We start from the raw sequence: 21,279 nt of genomic DNA on the forward strand, positions 1-21,279 counted from the left end.
GCGCTGTTCCGCTGTGAGTCCGGGGTCGGGTCGGCGCCTCAGGGGGCCGCCGCCGGCGCCACTCAGGCGTTCGCGCCCGAGTCGTCGGCGGTCTCCTCGGAGTCGGCGCCGGACTCGGGGTTCAGCCGCTCGGTACACCAGTGACAGAACTCCAGGTCGGGGTCCACGTCGCGCCCGCAGTTCGGGCAGGTCGTTCCCTCCTCGACTTCGGTCTCGGTGTTCTGGCGCTTGGCCATCCAGTAGGCGTCGATCATGCTGAAGACGGTGATCGCGGCAAGCGCAAGCGCCGCCTCCGGGGGGACGTTCTCGGCGGCCGCGACCAGCTCCGACCAGCCGAACGTCTCCGGAACGGCCTCGGCGGGCATCAGCAGGGTGAAACTCGTCACGTTGAGGAAGAACCAGACGAGCGCGCGGAGCCACTCGCGCAGGTAGACGTGCCCGAGCCCGGGATAGAGAAAGGCGAGCACGACTGCCAGCAACGGCCGCGTTCGGTTCCGTGTACTCACTGTTAGTTGTGCGATTTCGGTCGTCGCGCGTTGTTAAGCTTCCGACTCCCCGGAATTCGTCGCTCGGGAGCGGTCACTCGCCGCCCAGTCGCTCGACCAGTCCGGAGAGCGTCGCCAGGTCGTACTGGCCGGGCGCGGTCGCGTCGGCGGGGTCGACCGGCGCGTAGCCGATCCGCGAGCCGTACAGCGGCGCGACCGCCCGGGAGTGGCGGCCGGCCTCGCCCATCGCCATCGTCGCCACCGTCTCGCCGGCGGTGGTCGCGTCCCAGGTCGCACCCAGCAGGTCCAGCACGTCGCCGGCGCCCTCGGCGGTCACCGCCAGTTTCGCCACGTCGCCCCAGCGGCTCGCCTCGGCGAGCGTCTCCCGCATCGCGTCGCGGTGGGGCGTCCCCTCGAAGTCGTGCGTCGAGACGACCACCGCCGTCCCGTGGTCGCGGGCGTGGTCGACGACGGCGTCCGCGTCGCCGCGCTCCAGCGCGGCCAGTTCCAGGTCGACGGCGCCGACCGCGTCGTGTTCGGCGGCGGCTTCGAGCGCGTCGAGTCGCGCTCCGTCGTCGGGCGCCTCGCCGCCCTCCCACTCGGGTCGGTTGGTCGCGATCAGCGGCAACTCGCCGTCGTAGGCCGCGAGCGCGTCCAGCGGGTCGCTCGCGAAGTCCATGCGAAACTCGACGGCGTCGGCGGCCCCGCGCGCGGCGGGTTCGTCGGAGAGGTCCGCGGTCGCGGCCGCGAGGACGAACGACGAGAAGTCAATCTGCATACCGGTTCTACCGCGAGGGGCGGAAAAAAGCGACCGGATCGGTCTCGCGGCGGGTGCCGACGGTCCCGCCCGCGGATCGCTACTGCTGCAGGTCGTCGATGAGGCCCTGGATCTCGTTGATCTGGGCGGTCTGTTGCTGGTTGGCGGCGGCGATGCGCTCGATCTCGCCGGCGACCTCCTCGGCGCTCTCGGCGGTCGAGTCGACCATCGAGGCGACCTCCTCGGTGGAGGCGGCCTGTTCGTCGGTGGCGCTGGCGACCTCCTGGGCGCCCTGGGCCGCCTCCTCGACGGCGGCGTCGATCTCCCGGAGCACGTCGACGGTGTCGTCGACCTGCTCGATGCCCTCCTCGACCTGGTCGTTGGCGTGTTCGATGCTGTCGACGGTGCTCTCGGTGTCGCTCTTGATGTTCGAGACGAGCTGTTCGATCTCGGTGGCGTTCTGCTGGGACTCCTCGGCGAGGCTCTTGACCTCGTCGGCGACGACGGCGAAGCCCTCCCCGGCCTCGCCGGCGCGGGCGGCCTCGATCGAGGCGTTGAGCGCGAGCATGTTCGTCTGGTCGGCGATGTCGTTGATCACCTCGACGATATCGTCGATCTCGTCGATGCGGTCGCGCAGTTGACGCACGTCTTCCGAGACCTCGCTGTTGGCCTCGTCGACGGACTCCATGGCGTCGATGGCGTCGTCGGCCATCTCGCGGCCGTCGTCGGCCAGGTCGCGGGCCTCGGTGCTGACCTGTCGCACCTGGCTCGCGCTGGAGGCGACCTCCTCGACGGTCGCGCTGAGGTTCGACACCTCGCCCGCGACTTCCCGCATGTTCTCGGACTGTTCGTTGGCGAGGTCGCTGATCTGCTGGGAGCTCTGGGAGACGCTCTCGGAGGCCCGGAGCAGTTCGTCGATCGCCGTCCCCAAATCGTCGACGGTCATGTCCCCTGCCTCGGAGTGTACGTCGAGTGCCTCGGTGCCGAGGTCACCGGAATCGGAAGCCATACGCCGACAGGCGTGAGCGACCGAATTAAACGTACTCCCGCGGTTATCAGCCCTGATTTTCGTCGGCGGCGAAGACGACTCCAGACGCGGCTCACGGGCGGGTCTGGGACTCGGGATCGCGGGGTCTCGTCGGCTGGTCGGAGCGGGAGAGGCGTCGAGCCGCCGGTCAGACCGCCGGGAGGCCCTGCTCGGCTTCGAGCAGTTCGTGGTAGCGGTTCCGGATCGTGACCTCGGAGATGTCGGCGACCTCGCTCACGGCGGCCTGGGTGGTCTTCTCGTTGGTCAGCAGCGCGGCGGCGTACACCGCGGCGGCGGCCAGGCCCACGGGGGACTTCCCGGAGTGGACGCCCTGTTCCTTGGCGTTCTGGAGGAGCTTGCGCGCGCGGTGTTCGGCCTCGTCGGAGAGTTCGAGCGAGGAGGCGAACCGCGGCACGTAGCTCTCGGGGTCGGCCGGCGCGACTTCCAGCCCGAGTTCGCGGATGACGTAGCGGTAGGTGCGGGCGATCTCCGATTTCTCGACGCGGGAGACCTCGTTGATCTCGTCGAGGCTGCGCGGGACGCCGGCCTGGCGGGCCGCGGCGTACACCGCGGCGGTCGAGACGCCCTCGATGGAGCGGCCCGGCAGGAGGTTCTCGTCGAGCGCGCGGCGGTAGATCACGGAGGCGGTCTCGCGGACGTTCTCGGGCAGGCCCAGCGCGCTGGCCATGCGGTCGATCTCGCCCAGGGCCTGCTTGAGGTTGCGCTCCTTGGAGTCGCGCGTCCTGAAGCGCTCGTTCCACTTGCGCAGGCGCTGCATCTTCTGGCGCTGGTTCGAGGACAGGGAGTTGCCGTAGGCGTCCTTGTCGCGCCAGTCGATGTTAGTCGAGAGGCCCTTGTCGTGCATCATGTTCGTCGTGGGCGCGCCGACGCGCGATTTCTCGTCTTTCTCGCCGGCGTCGAAGGCGCGCCACTCGGGGCCGCGGTCGATCTCGTCGGTCTCGACGACCAGACCGCACTCCTCGCAGACGGTCTCGCCGCGCTCCTCGTCCATCACGAGGTGACCGGAACACTCCGGGCAGGCCTCATCGGTCCGCTCTTCGGTCGATTCGTCTTCCTGTACGTCTGTTCGCTGGGTTCTGAGTCGAGAGTCGCTCATTGCTGGGGGCGTGTCGATCCGGGTAGAACGCTACGGAGAATCCCGGAGTCGCTCGGTGGTGAGACAACCATACGGAGATATTTTTATAAATCTTTCGCTCCACGGCGGTCTCTCTCGCGGAAACGGCCCGCAGACGGTATTTCGGGCGGTGTGTGAACGTCTCCCGCACGTTACTATCTCGCATTTATATGTCTGTACTCGGTGCGGGAACGAAACGCGCAAGCGGCCGCTCGGTCTGGATCGGAGTATGACACGTGTCGCGGTCGGGAGCGAGAATCCGGTGAAGGTCGGTGCGACGGAGCGGGTCGCGGGCGAACTGTTCGGCGGAGCCGTCGAGGTGTGCGCCGTCGCCGTCGATTCGGGCGTCCCCGAACAGCCGCGGGGTCGCGTCGAGACGCTGACCGGCGCGGAGAACCGCGCGGCCCGCGCGCTCGAAGCCGAGCCCGAAGCCGGCTACGGCGTCGGGATCGAGGGCGGCGTGGCGGACCTGGCCGAGCGTCCGGGGCTGTACCTGATAATGTGGGCGGCGGTCACCGACGGCGAGCGCCTCGAACGGGGCGGCGGTCCCGCGCTGCGACTCCCCGACGGGATCGCCGAGCGCGTCCGGTCGGGCGAGGAACTCGGGCCGGTGCTCGACGACGTACTGGGGACCGAGGATCTCAAGGAGCGAATCGGCGCCGCGGGCGTGCTCACCGGCGGTGCCATCGACCGTGAGTCGGCACTCGTTCACGCGGTAGCGGGGGCGTTCGGACCGTTCGCGACGGAGCTGTACTGAGTTCGCTCCCCGGTCGGTCCGGGGACCGACCCAACGCTCTTGTTCGCGGTGTCCGAGTTCCCTCGCATGGACGTCGACACTCCGCTCAGAGCCCTCTTTCGCTACCTGTCCATCGCCGTGCTCGTACTACTCGGGGCCGCGCTCTTCCTGTTCCCCGAGCCGTTCACGTCCCTGCTCGGACTCGTGCTGGTCGCCGTCGCGTTCACGCGGCTACGCTGGGCGCGGTCCCGGAAGGCGGCCGCCGAACGCGGCGACGGAAGCGCGTAGGATCGCCGTCCGAAGGGGAGCCGCCGCCGGTCAGTCCTCGGTCGCGGCGGCCGCTTCGACCTCGCCGGCCTCGCGGCTCTCCTCGACGGCGGTGGTCAGCGAGACGTTGAGCCACGCCATCGAGACGAGGCCGCCGAGGATGGTGACGACGTTCTTGACGACGTGGTCGACGATGGAGACGGCGAAGGCGACGGGCACCGCCACCTCCTCCGTCAGCCCGAAGACGATGAGCGTGAACGCGCCCTCGTAAAGGCCGATCCCGCCCGGAGAGAGCGGGAGGACCTTCGCGAGGTTGCCGACGCTGACCGCGAAGAAGGCGGTGGCGACGAGTGCGGTCGTGACGTCGACCCCGAACGCGTGGAACACCACCAGTGCCGTCGCCACGTCGACGACCCAGATGGCGAGGCTGCCGACGCCCACCCGCAGGAAGGCGCCGCGGTCGCTGACGACCGCCTGCACGTCGCCGACGAACTGCGCGATGACCCCGGAGACGTAGTCGGCGTAGGAGTCGTTGCTCACCGTCGTGACCGCCCGGTGGACGTAGTCGCCCTCCAGGCGGGCGCTGGCGAGGATCGCGAGGACGCCCAGCACCGCCGCGGCGCCGACGCCGGCCGCGACGCGCAGCGCCGTTCGGGCCGCCGCGCCCGCGTCGATGGTCTCGCCGCCGATCTGGACCGGCGGGATCTCGGCGGCGATGGCCTCGGCGATCTGCTCGGTCCCGCCGGTCAGCACGAGCCCGACGAGGACGCTCCCGCCGAGCACCGTGATCGCGAGCAGGTCGAACACGCGCTCGATCGCGAGCGACGCGAACCCGCTCGGGTAGGGCACGTCCCGCCTCGCTTTCACGACGTAGGCGCGGACGCCGTCGCCCAGCCGCGCCGGGAAGACGAGGTTCCCCGTCTGGCTGATGAAGATCGCGCCGGTCAGGAACCACGTGTCGCCGGTGAACCCGAGCCGGTCGAGGATGTCGCGGTAGCGCAGCCCGCGCAGCGGCCACGACAGCAGGTAGACGGCGCCCGAGGCGGCGACGAGCCGCGGGTCCGCGCCGCTCATCGCGTCGAACACCGCCTGCAGGTCGAAGACGACGCCGACCGCGACGACCAGGGCGAGCATCACCAGCAGCGACCCGGCGGCCATGCTCACCCGCCGGGAGATCCGCGGACTCACCGACAGCTGCCACCACGTCCGCAGGATCTGGCTGCCCATGCCGAACACGTCGCGGACGAGGTCGACCTTCGTGTCGCCCTTGGGCTCCCAGTCGACCGGGAACTCCCGGACGCGGTACCCGCGGCGCTGGGCGAGCACGAGCACTTCGGTGTCCCAGAACCAGTGTTCGTCCTCGACCTCGCTCCGCAGGGCGTCGAACGTCTCCCGCGAGATGGCCTTGAACCCGCACTGGTGGTCCTGCATGTCCGAGCGGAGGAACAGGCGGACGAGCGTGTTGTAGCCGAGGCTGGAGACGGCCCGCTTGGTCGGGCGGTCGGCCTGGTTGTCGGGCATCCACCGCGAGCCCGTCGCCACGTCGTACTCGCCCGACCGGACGCTCTCGACCAGCTCTTCGAGGTGTTTCATGTCCGTGGCGAGGTCGGTGTCGAAGTACACCAGCGTCTCGCCCTCGGCTCGCTCGAAGGCGTACTCCAGCGCGCCGCCCCGTCCCAGCCGCTCGTCGCTGTGGACGTGGCGAACGCGGTCGTCCTCGTCGGCCAGTCGGGTCGCGATCTCGGGCGTGCGGTCGTCGCAGCCGTCCTCGGCGACGATCACCTCGAAGGCGCCCGCGGGGAGAAAGGAGGCGAGCGTCTCCAGCGTGACCTCGACGGTCCGCTCGATGGTGGCCTCCTCGTTGTAGGCCGGGAGGACGACGCTCACCTCGACGTCACTCATTGGTGCAGGTAGCGGCGGGGACGGGCAAGAACCTTCTGTTCGCTGGTGCAGGCACCGCCTCTCGGCTCGGCCTCCGGACCGTCGTCCGCGTCCGGCCCCGGCCGTCGGTCGCCCGCGTCAGTCGTCGGCTTCCGGCGTCTCTGTCCGGTCCCCAGCCCCGCTCCGTCCCTCTCGGTCAGCGAGTCCCGGGACCGTCGCCGGCGCCTCGCCCTCGACGGTCGCGAACGACCGGAGGTCCGCGTCGGTCTCGACCCCATCGACGGCCTCGTACGGTCGGTTCACGACCACGTCACCGGCGGTCGACTGCCCGATCCCCGGGACCGCGGTCAACTCGTCCATCGACGCGGCGTTGAGATCGAGCGGATACGGGACGCCCGTCACCGAGCGGTAGCCGTGGTCGGTGACCGCCACGTCGACGGTCCGCCCGAGTTCGCGCTCGCCCGGGACGGCCACGAGCAGGGCGTACGTGCCCAGCTGGCGCCCGAACGTCTTGCCGTCCTGGTGGTACTCCAGGTGAACGTCCGGGAGGACGGTCCCCGGCGGCGCGACCCGCTGGAGCATCGCGTTGTCGACCTCCTCGCGGACCTCCCGCTTGTACTGCTTGAACTGCTGTTTGTGGTCGCGGGCGATCTCCGCGCCCGTCTCGCTCATCTCCGTCCCCTCGAAGGCCATCACCTGCCGGATGTTGATCCGGCGGACCATCAGCCCCTCGTCGACCAGGTCCCGCAGGAACTGCTTGTTGTGCTCGAACGTCTCCGAGCGCTCGCCGTCGAGGCCGTGGACGAGGTTGATTCCCGGCAGGAGTTTCGGCAGCCGCCGCGAGGCGTCGGACCCGAAGTTGGGCGCCGTCTCCCGATCCCCGCCCGGACGCCAGCCCCCCTCCTCGTTGACGATCCGGACCGCTTCGAGACACTCCTCGGCGGTGACGAGGAGGTTGTTCTGTTCCTGCACCACGGGGTCCGCGGATTCGAGGCCGAACGCGGCCGTGTCGCCGGGCGTGTTGTGCTCGGCGATGATCCGGATTCCCTCCCGCGATCTCTCGGGGTAGTCGGTGATCGTCACCGGGTTCATGTTGTCGAGGTGCAGCGTTCGCAGGTCCGGCGCCACCTCGCGGATGCCGCCGTACAGGTCCCGGAGGGCGTCGGGATTGGGCGCCTCGCCGTCGCCGCCGAAGGCGAGGATGTCGGCCTGGCGACCGAGTCGGAAGTCCCGGACGCCGTGGTCCGAGAGGGCGTCGACCTCGTCGACGACCGACTCGGCGGTGCGGAACGCGGGGTCGCCGTACAGCGGTTCCGTGCAAAAGGAACAGCGATACGCACAGCCCCGGGAGGTCTCCATCTCGGCGATGAGGTAGTCGGGGTGGTTGGGGTGTTGCTCGACGACGAACGCGCCGGCCCGCGCCCACCGCCCGATCTCCTCGTTGTCGCGCATCCGGTCGGAGAACCCCTCCAGTCCCTCCCGGACCAGATCGTGGGCCGCGGCCTCCACGTCGCCCTTCGCGACGAAGTCGTAGTCCAGGTCGTCGCGTTCGGTCTCCTCGGCGCCCTTGTTCTCCTCGCCGACGCCGAAGCGGATCGGTCCCCCGAGGAGGGTGGTCCCGTCGGCCTCCCAGGTGAGCCGGCGCACCTCGTCGGGTTCGGCGGGGGTGCCGCCGACGTACTTGCCGGGGACGGTCATGCCGCCGACGTAGATCATGAGGTCTGCGTCGGCCACGTCGGCCCACCGCTGGCGGTTCTCGCGCAGGCCGTCGATGGTGTGGTAGGTGATCCGCTCCTGGGGTACGCCGGCGTCGACGAGCGCCCCCGCGGTGTACCGGGGGTACGTCGAGACGTAGGGCGGCACGCCGAAGTGCGCCGGCTCGTCGACGTACCCGTCGACGATGGTCACGTCCAGCGTCGCGGGGTCTCGGGTCATTGGCCCTCGGTACTGGCTCGACGGGGATAAAGGGTCTTTTTCGACGGTCGCGCCCCGCTCGGTCACGTCCGCCGAGCGGACCGATCGCCGACGGCCGCGGCGCTCACCCCGCGTCGGCCTTCCCCTCGGGGGCTGCGGTCCCGTCGTCGGTCCGGTCGATGCTCGCTTCCTCGGGCGGTCCGCCGGCGTGTTCGCGGGCGAAGCAGTCGAGCGCGAGCTTCGCGCCGCCGAGGACGACCGGGCCGATAAACAGCCCGACGGCGCCGAAGGCGACGAGCCCGCCGAAGATACCGACGATGATGATCGCGGAGTTGAACGCGGCGGTCTGGCCGATCAGCGCAGGGCGGAGATAGGAGTCCGAGAAGGTGACGAACACGCCGTAGACGGCCAGCGCCGCGCCCGCCTGCGGGCGTCCGACTGAGACGAGGTACACCGCCGCGGGGATCCAGACGCCGAACGCGCCGACCAGCGGCAGCAGCGTCAGGACGAAGGTCGCGACCGTGAGGAAGACGATCGCCGGGACGCCGGCCACGAAGAGGCCCACGCCGAGCATCACCGCCTGGATGGCCGCGACGGCGACGTTCCCGACGACCGACGCCCACATGAGGTCGTCCAGTCCGGCCCGGAGTTCGGCCAGGTCCTCGTCGGGGACCGGCAGCACCCACTCGACCCACGCGAGCAACTCCTCGCCGTCGCGCAGCAGCGCGAACAGGACGAACAGCGTGATCGTCAGCCCGATGAACAGTCCCGGAAGACTGCCGACGAGGCCGAGCGTCCCCATCGTGACCTCCTGGATAGCCGCCGCGATCCGCCCCTGGTTGGCCTCGTAGACTGCCACGAGGTCGACGGCGTAGCCGTTCGCCTCGATCAGCTGTTCGATCCGGGCGACATCGATGTCGCCCCGCCTGATGGCGCGGACGACGCCGAACGCCTGTTCGACGGCGACGGTGAGGACGTAGACGAGCGGGAGGAGGACGACGAGCAGCGTCGTCACGACCACGCCCATCGCCGCGGCCATCGGCCGGACGTACCGTTCGAGCCGTCGCTGGAGCGGATAGAGGATGTACGCGAGGACGACGCCGAACAGGACGAACTGGAGGTACGGGACGAGCACGGCCAGCGCGAGGAGGACGCTCACCAGTGCCACGGCGGTCAGTCCCGGCTGTTCGACGACCCAGGCCGGCGGTTGGGGACCATCCGACATGGCCCCGGATTCAATCGCCCGATATATTAGTCCGGTGGTAGGTGTGGGGTCGCGTCTCGACGAGTCGGCGGCCGCCGGCGCGCGGCGACACTCAGTCGTCGGCGCTGACCGGCCCCTCGTCGGCCTGGGCGTACCACAGATCGGCGTAGTCGCCGCGGTCGGCCAGCAGTTCGTCGTGGGTGCCGCGTTCGACGACCCGGCCCTCGTCCATGACGACGATGCTGTCGGCGTCGCGGATGGTCGACAGGCGGTGGGCGATGACGAAGGCGGTGCGGTCCTCCACGAGGCGATCGAGGCTCTCCTGGATCCGTTCTTCGGTCTCGGTGTCCACGTCGCTGGTCGCCTCGTCGAAGATGATGATCTCGGGGTCGTTCAGCAGCGCGCGGGCGATGGCGACCCGCTGGCGCTGGCCGCCCGAGAGCTTGATCCCCCGCTCGCCGATCTGGGTGTCGTAGCCCTCCGGGAGGTCCTCGATGAACTCGTGAGCCTCGGCGGCGCTGGCGGCCTCGCGGACGCGCTGGCGGGCCGATTCGTCGCCCGTTCCCTCCCCGTCCAGTACCTCGCGGTCCCCGTAGGCGACGTTCTCCGCCACCGTCCCCGAGAAGAGGTAGGGCTGTTGCTCGACGACGGCGACGTGGTCGCGCAGCGCCTGGAGGTCGTACTCGCGCACGTCCGTCCCGTCCACGCTGACCGTCCCCTCGTCGGGGTCGTGGAACCGCGGGACGAGCTTCAGGAGCGTCGACTTGCCGGCGCCCGTGGGACCCGCGAGGCCGACGGTGTCGCCGGCCGACACGTCCAAATCCACGTCGCGGACGACCGGCTCCTCGTCGTAGGCGAAGGTCACGTCCTCGAACCGGACCGCGCCGTCGACGGACTCGGGGACGAACGGGTCGTCGGGGCTGGTGACCGTCGGCTCCTGGGCGAGCAGGCCGAACACCCGCTCGGCGCTGGACTTGGCGAGCTGGTACTTGTTCGCGGACTTGCCGACGCGGCGCATCGGGGAGTACAGCCGGCGGAGATAGAGGAAGAAGACGGCGACGGTCCCCGCCGAGAGCGCGCCGGGCGCTCCCGCGATGATGTCGCGGCCGGCGACGTACAGCGCGACGACGAAGACGACGCCGGTCACGAGTCGCAGCGCGGCGAAAAAGCCGCGACGGATGCGGAGCGCCCCGATCTTCTCGTCGTGGTAGGTCTGGCTCTGGTCGGCGACGCGGTCGTGTTCGAACTCGTAGCGGTCGAAGGCCTTGATGACCGCCGCGCCGCTGAGGTTGTTCTCCAGGCGGGTGTTGAGCCGGGCGACCGTCTCGCGGATCGACTTGTAGCGCGGCTCGATCCAGCTGAGGAAGTACCAGGAGGCGACGCCGATGAAGGGGACCGGTGCCAGCGCGATCAGCGCGAGCTTTTCCGAGTAGACCACGTAGAGCACCGCTCCGATGCCGCCGACCGTCGCGACGACGCGGATCAGCTGGCGGAACTCGGTGTTGAGAAACGCCTCCAGTCGGTTGATGTCGCTGTTGAGGATCGACATCATGCCGCCGGTCTGGTGATTCGCGAAAAACCCCATCGACAGCCGCTGGATGTGGTCGTAGCTGTCGTCGCGAAGGTCACGCTGGACCTTCTGTGCGGTCGACTGCAGGAGATAGCGAGAGACGAACCGTGTCACCGACCGCACGAGATAGGCGAGCGCGGCGATGACGACCAGCCGCTGGAGCAGGGCGAGCCTGGCGGCCTCCCCTTCGATAGTCCCCTGCGGGAGGAGCCCGACGGTAGCGAGCAGGCCGGGTTCGCCCGAGCCGGTGATGACCCGGTCGATGGCGGTCCCGACGATTATCGGCGGGACCAGCCGCGCGAACCGAGTCAGAAACGAGGCCAGGATCCCGACCGACAGCCGCGGCCAGTAGGCCGTCGCGTACCCCAGCAGCTGCCACATCGGGTTCCCGTCGAGGTTCTCCCGGACCCCCTCGAACCCGCCGTGCTCGTCGCTCATACCACCGCGTTCGGCTACGGACTGAAATATCCCCGGCTTGCAGTCAGCGGCGCCGGTTCGGCGACTCGTCGCGGTCACCGGAAGGCGAGCGAGGGGTCCGGGCCCCCGCTCGATTATCGCGGGCGAAAATCCGGGAGTCAGCTATAACACCCCCCTCGCGGATGATTCCGTATGATGGATACGTCGTCGATCGACGTGCTGCTCGTCGACGACAGCGGCTTCTTTCGCACGATCGTCTCCGACCGGCTGGGTGAGGCGGCGGACATATCGGTGTCGAAGGCCGAGAACGGCGAGCAGGCGCTCTCGACGCTCGCCGACCGCTCGGTCGACTGCGTCGTCAGCGACTTCGAGATGCCCGGGTTGAACGGGCTGGAGCTGTACGAGCGCGTCGACGCGGAGTACGGACTGCCCTTCATCCTCCTGACCGGACAGGGCGACGAGCGGACGGCCAGCCGGGCGATCGGCGCGGGCGTCGACGACTACCTCCGGAAGGACGACATCGCCGAGGAGGGCCAGCTGCAGCTGCTGGCCAACCGCATCGAGAACGTGGTCGCCCAGCGCCGCGCCAACGAGAAGTACGAGCTGCTGGTCAACAACACGCCCGACGAGATCACGCAGGTCGGCGTCGACGGGACGATCGCGGCCGCGAACGAGGCGGCCGCCCGCTCGTTCGGTACCACCCGCTCGGAGCTGACCGGGGCGCACCTCTCGGACGTGCTCCCGAAGGACACGGCGGCCAGCCGCATCGAACACGGCCGGCGCGCGCTCACCGCGGGGTCGGCGGTCACCTTCCAGGACAGTTTCGGCGTCCGGCACTTCCACAACGTCGCCGCGCCGGTCAGCGTCGGCAGCGAGGCCGACTCCTTCCAGCTCATCACTCGCGACATCACCGAGCAGAAGCGCCGCGAGCGCGAGCTGGAGACCCGGACGGAGGAGCTCGCGGTGATCAACCGGCTCGTGCGCCACGACATCAACAACGACATCCAGTTGCTACTCGCCTGGGCGGACGGGATCGACCGGTACGTCGACGACGAGGACGGCCGGGAGTACGTCGAGCGCATCCAGCACACCTGCGACCACATCGACGAGCTGACGACGATCGCCCGCGACTTCGTCGACTCGATCGGCAGCGACGCGGAGTTCTCGCTGACCGGGGTCGGTCTCCGACAGATCCTCGACGACGAGATCGAGAAGGCCGACCGCCGCCACGACGACCTGACGGTCACGGCCGATCGCCCGATCCCGACGGTGGCCGTCAGGGCGAACGAACTGCTGTCGTCGGTGTTCGGCAACCTGCTGAGCAACGCCGCCCGCCACAACGACTCGGCGGACCCGCGCGTCAGCGTCGACGTCGAGGAGTCGTCCACCGAGGTCACCGTCCGCTTCGCCGACAACGGGCCCGGCGTCCCGGACTCGCAGAAGGACGCCATCTTCGGCAAGGGCGAGATGGGACCGGAGAGCCCCGGGACCGGCATCGGCCTCTACCTGGCGCACACGCTCGTCGAGCAGTACGGCGGCGAGATAGCGGTGTCGGACAACGAGCCGACCGGATCGGTGTTCACGGTCACGCTGCCGAAACACACCTGAGCGGGCCCGGATCGGCGGGCGACACCGCGCGAGCGGCGGCCGGTCGCTCAGACGTAGATGTGCCCCTCTTCGCGAGGGCCGTGGCGCGGCGGGTCGGCGCCGACCCGGCCGGCCGAGACCGCGGCGGCGAGGCTGTCGAGCGCGTCGTGGTTACTCTCGTAGGTGTCGCGGAACTCCCCGATATCGACGCTACAGGCCTCGATGCCCTCCAGGTTCGTCGCGCGGCGCCGGCGGTGGTCGCCCTTGTAGCCCTCGCGGTAGAGGCCGAGCCAGCCGAAGGTGGCGGCTGGGTACACCTCGACGACGCGGGTGCTCGCCGGTCCCGACTGCATCGGCGCGACGGTCGCGTCGGGGTCGCCGGCCAGTCCGGAGAGGACGTTGCGGACCCCGTGGAAGGTCTGGTACTGGACGATCGAGTCGTAGGGGCACAGCGCCGCGCGCCGGAGGTCGGTCTCCCGGCGCAGTTGCGCGGTGCCGTCGCCCGTGTAGGCCCGGGCGGTCGACCGACAGGTCGAGGCGAAGCCGTCGGGGTCGTCCGGCCCGTCGCCGGTCAGCCACTCGACCAGGCCCCGCCAACTGGCGCCGCAGTGTTCGTCGAGCAATGCCTGCGGGAGGCTAAAGGGGAAGTCCAGCCCGACGACCGAGAAGTCGGTCGCCCGCTCGCGGAGGCCGGCGTGCGCGCGCTCGCGGCCGACGCCCCACTCGTCGGCCGCGCTGTAACAGTCGTCGACGACGAGCCCCTCCCCCGTCGACCGCGCCTCCGTCAGCCACAGCGAACGCCCCGCGTCCGTCGCACCGCTGAAATCGACGCCCAGGACACGCGAACCCATACCACCCGTCTCTCACTCGTCCGATATGAAGGTTCGGCTTCGCCGGACCGCCGGCCGTAGCTTCGGTGAGTGGTCGAAAACAGTTTCCGTCGGCCGTCCGAACTCGCGGGTATGCCACCGACGAAGGAGGTCAAGTGTACGGACGACGACTGCTTCCTCGACATGTTCGAGAACCACTACACCTACGATATGCCCGACGACCACGGCGTCTCCGACCTGTCCTGTCCGGTCTGTGGCGGTACCGACTGCCTCGAAGCGATCGAACTGTAGCGAGCCCGCCGGCGTCCCCGGGTCGGCGCAGTCCCGCTTCTGTCCCGAGGCCGCGGGCACAATCCTGAAGACCGTACCGTCCTAACCGGCGGATATGAACACGTTGCGTGACATCGGCGAGTCGCTGGGCAACACCGTGCTGGAGAACGTCGGGCGGGCGATGGGCCGCGCCCAGGAGCGGACGCCGCTGCCGGTCGACCTGCTGGAGAGCGACGACGCCTACCTCGCGGTGTTCGACGCGCCGGGCGCCCGGCCGTCGGACGTGCAGGTGCAGTTCGACTCGGGGCTCGTCGAGGTGCGGGTCGACCGCTTCCGCGGCTTCCACGAGGGCTTCGAGATGCGCTACCCCGGTCGCGGGCTGGCGCTGGACGGCCACGTCGAACTGCCCGCCGAGGCCCGCGTCGACGCCGACGCGGCCACCGCGACGCTGCGGGAGAACGGCACGCTCGAAGTGCGCGTCCCGAAGGCCGAACCCGTCGACCCCGAGGTGGACGAGGCGCTGGAAGCCGACGAGGTCGACGAGGTCCACGACGAGACCGACGCGGACGAACTCGACGCCGAGGCCGAAGACGTTACCGACGAGGAGTAGCGGCGAAGCACAGCGGCGCGGTCCCTTCTCAGTCGTCGACGGTCATCCCTTCGACCACCGAAAACTCCTCGTCGCCGTCGAAGCGCTTCGGGTCGAAGGGCGCGATCCCGTCGCCGCCGAGGATCTGTTCCGCGACTCGCTCGCCGAGCGCCGGCGCGCGCATGAAGCCGTGGCCGTGCCAGCCGGTCGCGACGTACAGCCCCTCGCGGACCTCGCCCAGCAGCGGGTCCCGGTCGGGCGTGGCGGTGCAGAGCCCGGCCCACGACCGGCGGACACTGGGCCCCGCTGTCTCGTCCCGGCGAACGTCCTCCAGCCAGTCGATCGACGCCCGCTCGAACTCGGGGTCGGCCGTCTCGTCGTAGTCGTCGGGGTCGAACTCCCGTTCCTGGGTGCCGTCGCCGACGAGCAGGCCGTCGTCGCGGGGGCGAGCGTAGCGGCCCCCGGTCGCGTCGTAGCAGGTCGGCACCCGTTCGCTCCCGTCGAGGGGGTCGGTCACGAGCGCCTGCACGCGGTAGGGTTTCATCGGGATCGCCACGTCGATATCGGCGAGCAGGCGCTTGGTGTGGGCGCCCGCGGCGACGAGGACGGCGTCGAATCGCTCGGTCCCGGCCGGCGTCTCGACGGCCGTCCCGTCAGCGGCGAGTCGAACGGGCGTCCCCGTCCGGAGGTCGGCCCCGGCCGACGCGGCCCGTTCGCCCATCGCGGTGACGTACGAGGCCGGGTCGAGGTAGCCGGCGTCGCGGGCGAGCGCGGCGGCGGCCACGTCGGCGCCCGCGAGGGCGGGGAACCAGTCGGCGAACTCGTCGGGGGTCAGGGTCTCCACGTCGCGGCCGTTGGCGCGCATGCGGTCGGCGCTCTCGCGGACGGCCTCGGCGCGGCGGTCGTCGCCGGCGCGGGCGAACCAGACGTAAGGGTGGTCGACGAAGTCGATTGCGTCTGCGGCGTCCAGTTCGCGAAAGCGTTCGACCGCGCGGGCGGCGACGGCGGCGTCGATGTCCTCGGCGAAGGCGTCGTAGGCGATGCCGGCGGCGCGGCCGGAGGCGCCGCTGGCGAGGTCGTCGCGCTCGTAGAGGACGGTGTCGGCGTCGCGGGCGGCCAGGTCGCGGGCGGCGGTGGCGCCGAGGGCGCCGCCGCCGACGACGGCGACGCGGGTCACAGGAACGGGTCGAGCCCGCGGGCGGGGTAGCCGACGATCCGGTCGGCGCCCGCGTCGCGGAGCTCGTCGACGCGGCCGGCCACCGTCTCGACGTCGCCGACGAGGCCGTAGTCGCGGACGGCCTGCGAGAGGACCTCGCGGGCGCGACCGTCGGCGGCGGCGTCGGTGGCCGCGCCGTCGGGCAGCGCCGAGCGGACGGGGCCGCGGCGGGCGGCGTAGTCGCCCAGCGCGTCCAGCACCGCGTCCTCCTCGTCGGTCAGGACGGTCGGCGCGTAGAGGGCGACCTCCCCCTCGTAGCCCGCTTGCCGGAGCGCGCGGAGTCGCGGGTCGGTGCCGGGGCCGAGGAGTTCGAACTGCGTGCCGCCGACGGCGAGGGCTATCCGTTCGATCCCCTCGGTGCCGACCCAGGGGTCCCGCGAGCGGGCCGCGGCCTCGCGGAGGCGGGGCGCGACCGCCCGCTCGCGTTCGGTCTCGGTGAGGTAGGCGCGGTGGCCGGCGACGAGGATCCGTCGGACCGACTCGGGCAGCGACTCCGCCAGGTCCCGCTCGCCGAGCGGGTCGAAGCCGTCGGCGCGGACGGGCGTGGTGAGGCGGACGGACTGCTCGTCGGCCAGCGCGGCGAGCGTCTCCGGCGACGGCAGGTGCTCGCGGCCCTCGTAGTCGATCGCGAGCCGCTCGACGCCGAGGTCGACCGCCCGCTCGACGTCGACCTCGGCGGGTTTGAGAGCCGCCGCGTCGATCCCCGCTCGTGCCAGCGTCGCGCCCTGAAGCATCGTACTCGTCCGCTATCGACCGACGGGGAAAAGCTCTATCGCTTGGCGACGCCGTCCCGATCGCTTAACACGGGGTATCGCAAAGGGACAGCCAACAGATGCTCACAGCGGGAGACGCGGCGCCCGACTTCATCCTGCCCGGGACCGACGGCGAGACGGTTCGCGAGTACATGCTCGCCGAGCACACTCGCGACGGCCCGGTCGTCCTGGCGTTCTACCTGTTCGACTTCCACCCGGCCTGCACGGACGAGCTGTGCGGGATCCAGAACCTCGGCTGGTTCGACGTGCGCGAGGACGTGACGGTCCTCGGGATCTCCCGGGACAGCGCCTTCAGCCACCGGGCGTTCGCCCGCGAGTACGACATCCCGTTCCCGCTGCTGACCGACAGCGACGGGGCCGTCAGCGAGCGCTACGGCGTCCGCCTCGACGAACTGGCCGGCCACCGCGACGTGTCCAACCGGGCCGTCTTCGTGATCGACGGCGACACGAAGGTCCGGTACGCCTGGGCCGCCGACGATCCCTCGACCCAGCCGAACTGGGACGAGGTTCGCGCGGCGCTGGACGGCCTGTAGCGAGCGGCCTCCGCCGCTGCGACGGGCGCCGCCGGTCCGGTCGCGACGGCTCCGTCGCGGCTCAGGCGTTGCGGCTGATGTCGCGGAAGGTGTCGACGATCTCCTCGAAGTCCGGATGCGACTCCTGCAGTTCGCGACCGAGCTCCTCGGCCTCGCGCTTGCGGCGCTCGTACTCGTCGCTGTCGGCGAGTTCCGCGGGCGTCAGCTCCGATTCGAGCACTTCGAGCTTCGAGACGACCGAGAAGAACTCCTCCAGTTTCGGGTCGCCCGAGCGCCGGCTGTCGAGCTGCTGGTCGAGCGTCGTCAGCAGCGTCTCCGTCTCGATGGGTTTGGAGAGGTAGTCGTCGAAGTCCATCTCCAGGATGTTCAGGTCGGGGTCGACGGCGGTCGTCATCACGACGACGCAGTCGTAGCCGCGCTCGCGGATCTCGGCGAGCACGTCGTCGCCGTGGACCTCCGGCATCCGACGGTCCAGCAGGACGGCGTCGACGTCGCTGTCCATCGATTCGAGGGCTTCCCGCCCGCCGTAGGCGACCCGGGTCTCGTATCGCTCGCGGATCTTCAGCGCGAGCACGTCCGCTACCTCCGTCTCGTCGTCCACGACGAGGACCGTCGGCCGACCGTCGGCGCTCGATGACACTGCTCTACCCCCCGCTGGGGACTCCCCGCGTTTCACTCTGTTGGCCCGCGTCCCGCGAGACGACCCCGCGACCGCCCGTCGACTCGCCGGTGGGGTCGCCCCGGCGACAACGTTATATGTGAACAAGTACCATGGTACGGGTGGGATACCGATGTCACAGCACCCGGACTGGTTCCGTCGCGCGGACGCAGCGATACTTCAGCACCTCTCGGCCGAGCGGCCGACATACGTGGCGCTCGTGGCGAACCGTCTGGGGATGCCGACGGACTACGCCCAGCGACGGATGGACAGGCTGGTCGAGGACGACCTCGTCGAGCCGGTGAGCGCGGAGGTGGTCTACCGGATCACTCGTCGCGGGGAGCAGCGTCTGGCCGCCTACACCGACCGCGAGGGGACGCCCGAGCCGGGTCTCGTCGCCGGGAACTGAGCGGAGGCCGCGCGGACGGGCGCCGTTGCACTCCGAGCACCGACCGCGGCGTCACAGGTGCGAACGCCGCTCGTAGAGGACGAGCGCGACCATCGAGAGGACTTCCTCCCCGCCGGCCTCGGTCGTGACCGCGACGGAGACGAGCCCCGACTCGTCGTCCCAGTCGTCCTTGTCGACGATCTCGGTCGTCACGGTGAGTTCGTCGTCGGGCCTGACCGGGCGGCGCCAGCGCAGCTCGTCGACGCCGAGCGCGCCGCGGGCCGCCCCGTCGGCGAGGTGGTTGTCGACGAGCAGCCGCATCGTCATCGCGGCGGTGTGCCAGCCGCTGGCGACCAGGCCGCCGAACGGCGAGTCGGCGGCCGCCTCGGGGTCGGTGTGGAACGGCTGGGGGTCGTAGCGCTCGGCGAAGTCGGTGATCTCCGCCGCGGTCACCTCGTAGCTGCCGAAGGCGTCGGTGTCACCGACGGTCAGGTCCTCGAAGTACTCCATCGCGCGGCCGTACGCGCGGCCGACTGAAAAGCGCACCAGCCGAGGCGAGGCTGGTCGGGAAGGGTCGGGAAAACGAGCAGTGTCGCGAGCGGTCGGTGCCGAACGGGACGGACGCGGGCGTCCGTCGGTCAGGGAGCGAGCGCGCTGGTCGCGTTGCCGGCGGTGGCGTTGCCGGAGCCGCCCGCGCCGTTCTCGTCGAGCCAGCTCTGGAACTCGTCCTGGGTGCGGACCTCGACGGTGCCGAGCATCTGGGAGTGGCCGACGCCGCAGTACTCGGCGCAGTAGAGCTGGTGTTCACCGGTGTCGGTCGCCTCGGTGACGATGTAGTTCGACTGGCCGGGGAAGGCGTCCTGTTTCAGTCCCATCGACGGGGCGTGGAACGCGTGCAGCCAGTCGCTCGACGTGATGTTCAACCGCACTGGCCGGTCGGTCGGCAGGACGAGCGTGTTGGCGTTGGTCACGTCCGACCCGGGGTAGTGGAACTGCCAGTTGTACTTCTGGGCGGTGACCTGGACTTCCAGCGCCTCCTCCTCGCCGTCGGTGACGGTATCGAGGTCCGTGTCCGGCGTGGCCGTGACGAACGGGTCGGCGAGCACCTGGTAGGAGGCGACGCCGACGAACAGCAGGATGATGGCCGTCGCGACGGTCCAGGTGATCTCCAGGCGGCGGTTCTCCTTGGTCGGGAGCGGCGACTCGTTGTTCTTGAACTTCCAGACGGTGTAGAAGAGGATCGCCTCCACGAGGACGGTGATCGGGACGGCGATGTACATCAGCTGGTTGTTCAGGTTCCAGATGAGCCGTTCCGTCGTCGTGTCGGCCGACTGGGCGGCGGCTGGCTCGATCGCCACCGCTGCCAGGGCGGCCGCGAACAGCGTCAGGAGTGCGACGCGCTTACCCTTCATTGATCTCGGCTTGGGATTGTCCGCATATTAACGTGCTGAATCCGACGCGGTGTCCGACGTTGTCGGGACGACGGAGTTGGGTCTTTCCCCGAACGTATGCGGCCGCCTCGGGCGGTCCCGGTCGCGAAGCGCGAACACTAAGTGCAAACACCCCAAAGTCAGGGCAACAGCGGACTCTCATGTTCGGACGCGCATCCCGACCGTCGTTCCCGAGCCTGCTCGCAGCGACGGCGATGGGCGTCTACCTGCTCGTCGCCGCCGGCGCCACCGCGGCGGTCGCCGACGCCGCCCGGGCGTGCTCGTCGTGGCCGGTGTGTCGCGGCCCACTCACGCTCGCCGACCCCGCGCTGCTGGTCGCCTGGGGCCACCGCGTCGCGGCCCTGCTCGTGGGCGCCCTCGCGCTCGCCACCGCCGTCGCCGCCGTCCGCGACCGCGCGGCGATCCGCGGGCGCGTCCTCGCCGCGCTCGGACTCGGTCTCGTCCTGTTCCCCGTCCAGGTCGCCATCGGCGCCGTCGTCGTCACCGGCGGCCCGACCGCGCTCCCCGCCGGCGCTCACCTCCTCGTCGGCATGGTCCTGTTCACCGCCCTGGTCGTCGCCCTCGCCTGGGAACTCGAACCCGAGACGCCCGACGCGCCCGAGGAGGGCTGGGCCGTCGAGCCCGGCGTCGATGCCGCCGACGGGGACGGCTCCGACACCTCGGACGGCGAGGCGGTCACCGGACCGACCACCGTCCCGTCGGATCTCCCGCTTCGCACGCGCGTGACCGCCACCGTCTCCGCGTACTTCCGGCTCACGAAACCGCGGCTGATGTGGCTGCTCTGTCTCGTCGCCGCCGCCGGGATGGCGCTGGCCTCGACGGGCGCGCCGGAACTGACGGTGCGGACGGTGGTCCTCACGCTGGGCGGCGGCGTCCTCGCCATCGGCGCCTCCGGCACGTTCAACCACGTTCTCGAACGCGAGAAGGACAAGAAGATGGACCGTACCTCCGACCGACCGATCGCGACCCACCAGATCCCCGTCCGCCGGGCGGTCGCGTTCGGCCTGACGCTGGCCGCGACCTCGCTCGTCGTCTTCGCCCAGTTGAACCTGCTGGCGGCCGCGCTCGGCCTCTCGGCGATCCTCTTCTACAGCGTCGTCTACACGCTCGTGCTCAAGCCCAACACCGTCCAGAACACGGTCATCGGCGGGTTCGCGGGCGCGCTCCCGGCGCTGATCGGCTGGGCCGCGGTCACCGGCGAGTTCGGCCTGCCCGGCGCGGCGCTGGCGGGGGTCATCTTCCTGTGGACGCCCGCGCACTTCTACAACCTCGCGCTCGCGTACAAGGACGACTACGCGAAGGGCGGGTTCCCGATGATGCCGGTCGTCCGCGGCGAGGCGGTCACCCGCAAGCACATCCTCTACTACCTCGCGGCGACGCTCGTCGCCGCGGTCGCGCTCGCGGAGCTGACCGCGCTGGGATGGGTGTACGCGGCGACGACCTGCCTCTTCGGCGGCGTCTTCCTCTGGGCGGTCCTCCGGCTGCACCGCGAGCGCACCGAATCGGCGGCGTTCCGCGCGTTCCACGCCTCCAACGCCTACCTCGGGGCGCTGTTGATCGCCATCGTCGTCGACGCCCTGGCGCTCTGACC

General features: G+C 70.4%; 22 protein-coding genes. 8 read left to right on the top strand and 14 right to left on the bottom strand.

Features of this window, described 5'->3' with window-relative positions:
• Positions 1-62 precede the first annotated feature (62 nt).
• The 4 genes from HZS54_RS13430 to HZS54_RS13445 form a co-directional block, all read right to left on the bottom strand.
• Positions 63-506: a zinc ribbon domain-containing protein gene (locus HZS54_RS13430; RefSeq protein WP_179917629.1), complete on the bottom strand. Its 444-nt coding sequence runs from the start codon at positions 504-506 to the stop codon at positions 63-65.
• A 73-nt stretch (positions 507-579) separates the two neighbouring features.
• A complete protein-coding gene (locus tag HZS54_RS13435; protein ID WP_179917630.1) occupies positions 580-1,263 on the bottom strand; it encodes a type I 3-dehydroquinate dehydratase in 684 nt (227 codons plus the stop codon).
• 79 nt (positions 1,264-1,342) lie between these two features.
• Complete coding sequence (locus HZS54_RS13440) at positions 1,343-2,251, bottom strand: methyl-accepting chemotaxis protein (protein WP_179917631.1); 909 nt, start codon at positions 2,249-2,251, stop codon at positions 1,343-1,345.
• A 166-nt stretch (positions 2,252-2,417) separates the two neighbouring features.
• Positions 2,418-3,386 (bottom strand): transcription initiation factor IIB, encoded by a 969-nt coding sequence (locus HZS54_RS13445; protein ID WP_179917632.1) that lies wholly within the window; start codon positions 3,384-3,386, stop codon positions 2,418-2,420.
• 247 nt (positions 3,387-3,633) lie between these two features.
• Between HZS54_RS13445 and yjjX the strand changes: the two genes are divergently transcribed.
• Positions 3,634-4,161 carry an inosine/xanthosine triphosphatase gene (gene yjjX / locus HZS54_RS13450; protein WP_179917633.1) on the top strand — a complete coding sequence of 176 codons (528 nt, stop codon included), beginning with the start codon at positions 3,634-3,636 and terminating at the stop codon, positions 4,159-4,161.
• Positions 4,162-4,227: 66 nt separating this feature from the next.
• Complete coding sequence (locus HZS54_RS13455; RefSeq protein WP_179917634.1) at positions 4,228-4,428, top strand: hypothetical protein; 201 nt, start codon at positions 4,228-4,230, stop codon at positions 4,426-4,428.
• 30 nt (positions 4,429-4,458) lie between these two features.
• Here HZS54_RS13455 and HZS54_RS13460 read toward each other — a convergent pair whose 3' ends face one another.
• From HZS54_RS13460 to HZS54_RS13475, 4 genes are all read right to left on the bottom strand, one after another.
• Positions 4,459-6,309, bottom strand: a complete 1,851-nt coding sequence (locus HZS54_RS13460) for a flippase-like domain-containing protein (protein ID WP_179917635.1) — start codon at positions 6,307-6,309, stop codon at positions 4,459-4,461.
• Between the two features lie 117 nt (positions 6,310-6,426).
• Entirely contained in the window at positions 6,427-8,223 is a 1,797-nt protein-coding gene (locus tag HZS54_RS13465) for a radical SAM protein (protein ID WP_179917636.1), read from the bottom strand.
• 103 nt (positions 8,224-8,326) lie between these two features.
• Positions 8,327-9,427, bottom strand: a complete 1,101-nt coding sequence (locus HZS54_RS13470; protein WP_179917637.1) for an AI-2E family transporter — start codon at positions 9,425-9,427, stop codon at positions 8,327-8,329.
• Positions 9,428-9,518: 91 nt separating this feature from the next.
• Entirely contained in the window at positions 9,519-11,414 is a 1,896-nt protein-coding gene (locus HZS54_RS13475) for an ABC transporter ATP-binding protein (RefSeq protein WP_179917638.1), read from the bottom strand.
• Positions 11,415-11,585: 171 nt separating this feature from the next.
• Here HZS54_RS13475 and HZS54_RS13480 point away from each other — a divergent pair, with 171 nt between their 5' ends.
• Complete coding sequence (locus HZS54_RS13480) at positions 11,586-13,001, top strand: sensor histidine kinase (protein WP_246391646.1); 1,416 nt, start codon at positions 11,586-11,588, stop codon at positions 12,999-13,001.
• A 47-nt stretch (positions 13,002-13,048) separates the two neighbouring features.
• On the opposite strand, the gene HZS54_RS13485 is transcribed toward HZS54_RS13480, so the two are convergent.
• A complete protein-coding gene (locus HZS54_RS13485) occupies positions 13,049-13,831 on the bottom strand; it encodes a DUF429 domain-containing protein (protein WP_179917639.1) in 783 nt (260 codons plus the stop codon).
• A 111-nt stretch (positions 13,832-13,942) separates the two neighbouring features.
• On the opposite strand from HZS54_RS13485, the gene HZS54_RS13490 reads away from it, so the two are divergent.
• Both HZS54_RS13490 and HZS54_RS13495 read left to right on the top strand, forming a co-directional pair.
• Positions 13,943-14,101, top strand: coding sequence for a DUF7559 family protein (locus HZS54_RS13490; protein ID WP_179917640.1), 159 nt, complete (start codon positions 13,943-13,945; stop codon positions 14,099-14,101).
• A 94-nt stretch (positions 14,102-14,195) separates the two neighbouring features.
• A complete protein-coding gene (locus tag HZS54_RS13495; protein ID WP_179917641.1) occupies positions 14,196-14,690 on the top strand; it encodes an Hsp20/alpha crystallin family protein in 495 nt (164 codons plus the stop codon).
• Between the two features lie 28 nt (positions 14,691-14,718).
• On the opposite strand, the gene HZS54_RS13500 is transcribed toward HZS54_RS13495, so the two are convergent.
• Together HZS54_RS13500 and HZS54_RS13505 are read right to left on the bottom strand one after the other, a co-directional pair.
• Positions 14,719-15,846: an NAD(P)/FAD-dependent oxidoreductase gene (locus HZS54_RS13500; protein ID WP_179917642.1), complete on the bottom strand. Its 1,128-nt coding sequence runs from the start codon at positions 15,844-15,846 to the stop codon at positions 14,719-14,721.
• On the bottom strand, positions 15,843-16,619 hold the full coding sequence (locus tag HZS54_RS13505) for a DUF7388 family protein (protein WP_179917643.1): 777 nt from the start codon (positions 16,617-16,619) through the stop codon (positions 15,843-15,845). Before HZS54_RS13505 ends, HZS54_RS13500 begins: the two co-directional genes overlap by 4 nt.
• Before the next feature lie 98 nt (positions 16,620-16,717).
• Between HZS54_RS13505 and HZS54_RS13510 the strand changes: the two genes are divergently transcribed.
• Complete coding sequence (locus tag HZS54_RS13510) at positions 16,718-17,191, top strand: redoxin domain-containing protein (protein ID WP_179917644.1); 474 nt, start codon at positions 16,718-16,720, stop codon at positions 17,189-17,191.
• Between the two features lie 61 nt (positions 17,192-17,252).
• Here the strand turns inward: HZS54_RS13510 and HZS54_RS13515 are convergent, their stop codons facing one another.
• Positions 17,253-17,831: a response regulator transcription factor gene (locus HZS54_RS13515; protein WP_179917645.1), complete on the bottom strand. Its 579-nt coding sequence runs from the start codon at positions 17,829-17,831 to the stop codon at positions 17,253-17,255.
• 151 nt (positions 17,832-17,982) lie between these two features.
• On the opposite strand from HZS54_RS13515, the gene HZS54_RS13520 reads away from it, so the two are divergent.
• The gene (locus HZS54_RS13520) at positions 17,983-18,258 is read left to right on the top strand and encodes a helix-turn-helix domain-containing protein (RefSeq protein WP_179917646.1); all 276 of its coding nucleotides are present in this window, start codon (positions 17,983-17,985) and stop codon (positions 18,256-18,258) included.
• 51 nt (positions 18,259-18,309) lie between these two features.
• Here HZS54_RS13520 and HZS54_RS13525 read toward each other — a convergent pair whose 3' ends face one another.
• On the bottom strand, positions 18,310-18,747 hold the full coding sequence (locus HZS54_RS13525; protein WP_179917647.1) for a MaoC family dehydratase: 438 nt from the start codon (positions 18,745-18,747) through the stop codon (positions 18,310-18,312).
• A 128-nt stretch (positions 18,748-18,875) separates the two neighbouring features.
• Positions 18,876-19,649, bottom strand: a complete 774-nt coding sequence (gene coxB / locus HZS54_RS13530; protein ID WP_179917648.1) for a cytochrome c oxidase subunit II — start codon at positions 19,647-19,649, stop codon at positions 18,876-18,878.
• Positions 19,650-19,828: 179 nt separating this feature from the next.
• On the opposite strand from coxB, the gene HZS54_RS13535 reads away from it, so the two are divergent.
• On the top strand, positions 19,829-21,277 hold the full coding sequence (locus tag HZS54_RS13535; RefSeq protein ID WP_179917649.1) for a heme o synthase: 1,449 nt from the start codon (positions 19,829-19,831) through the stop codon (positions 21,275-21,277).
• Positions 21,278-21,279: the final 2 nt, after the last annotated feature.

It is taken from the genome of Halosimplex pelagicum (assembly GCF_013415905.1).
Classification (GTDB): Archaea; Halobacteriota; Halobacteria; order Halobacteriales; family Haloarculaceae; genus Halosimplex; species Halosimplex pelagicum.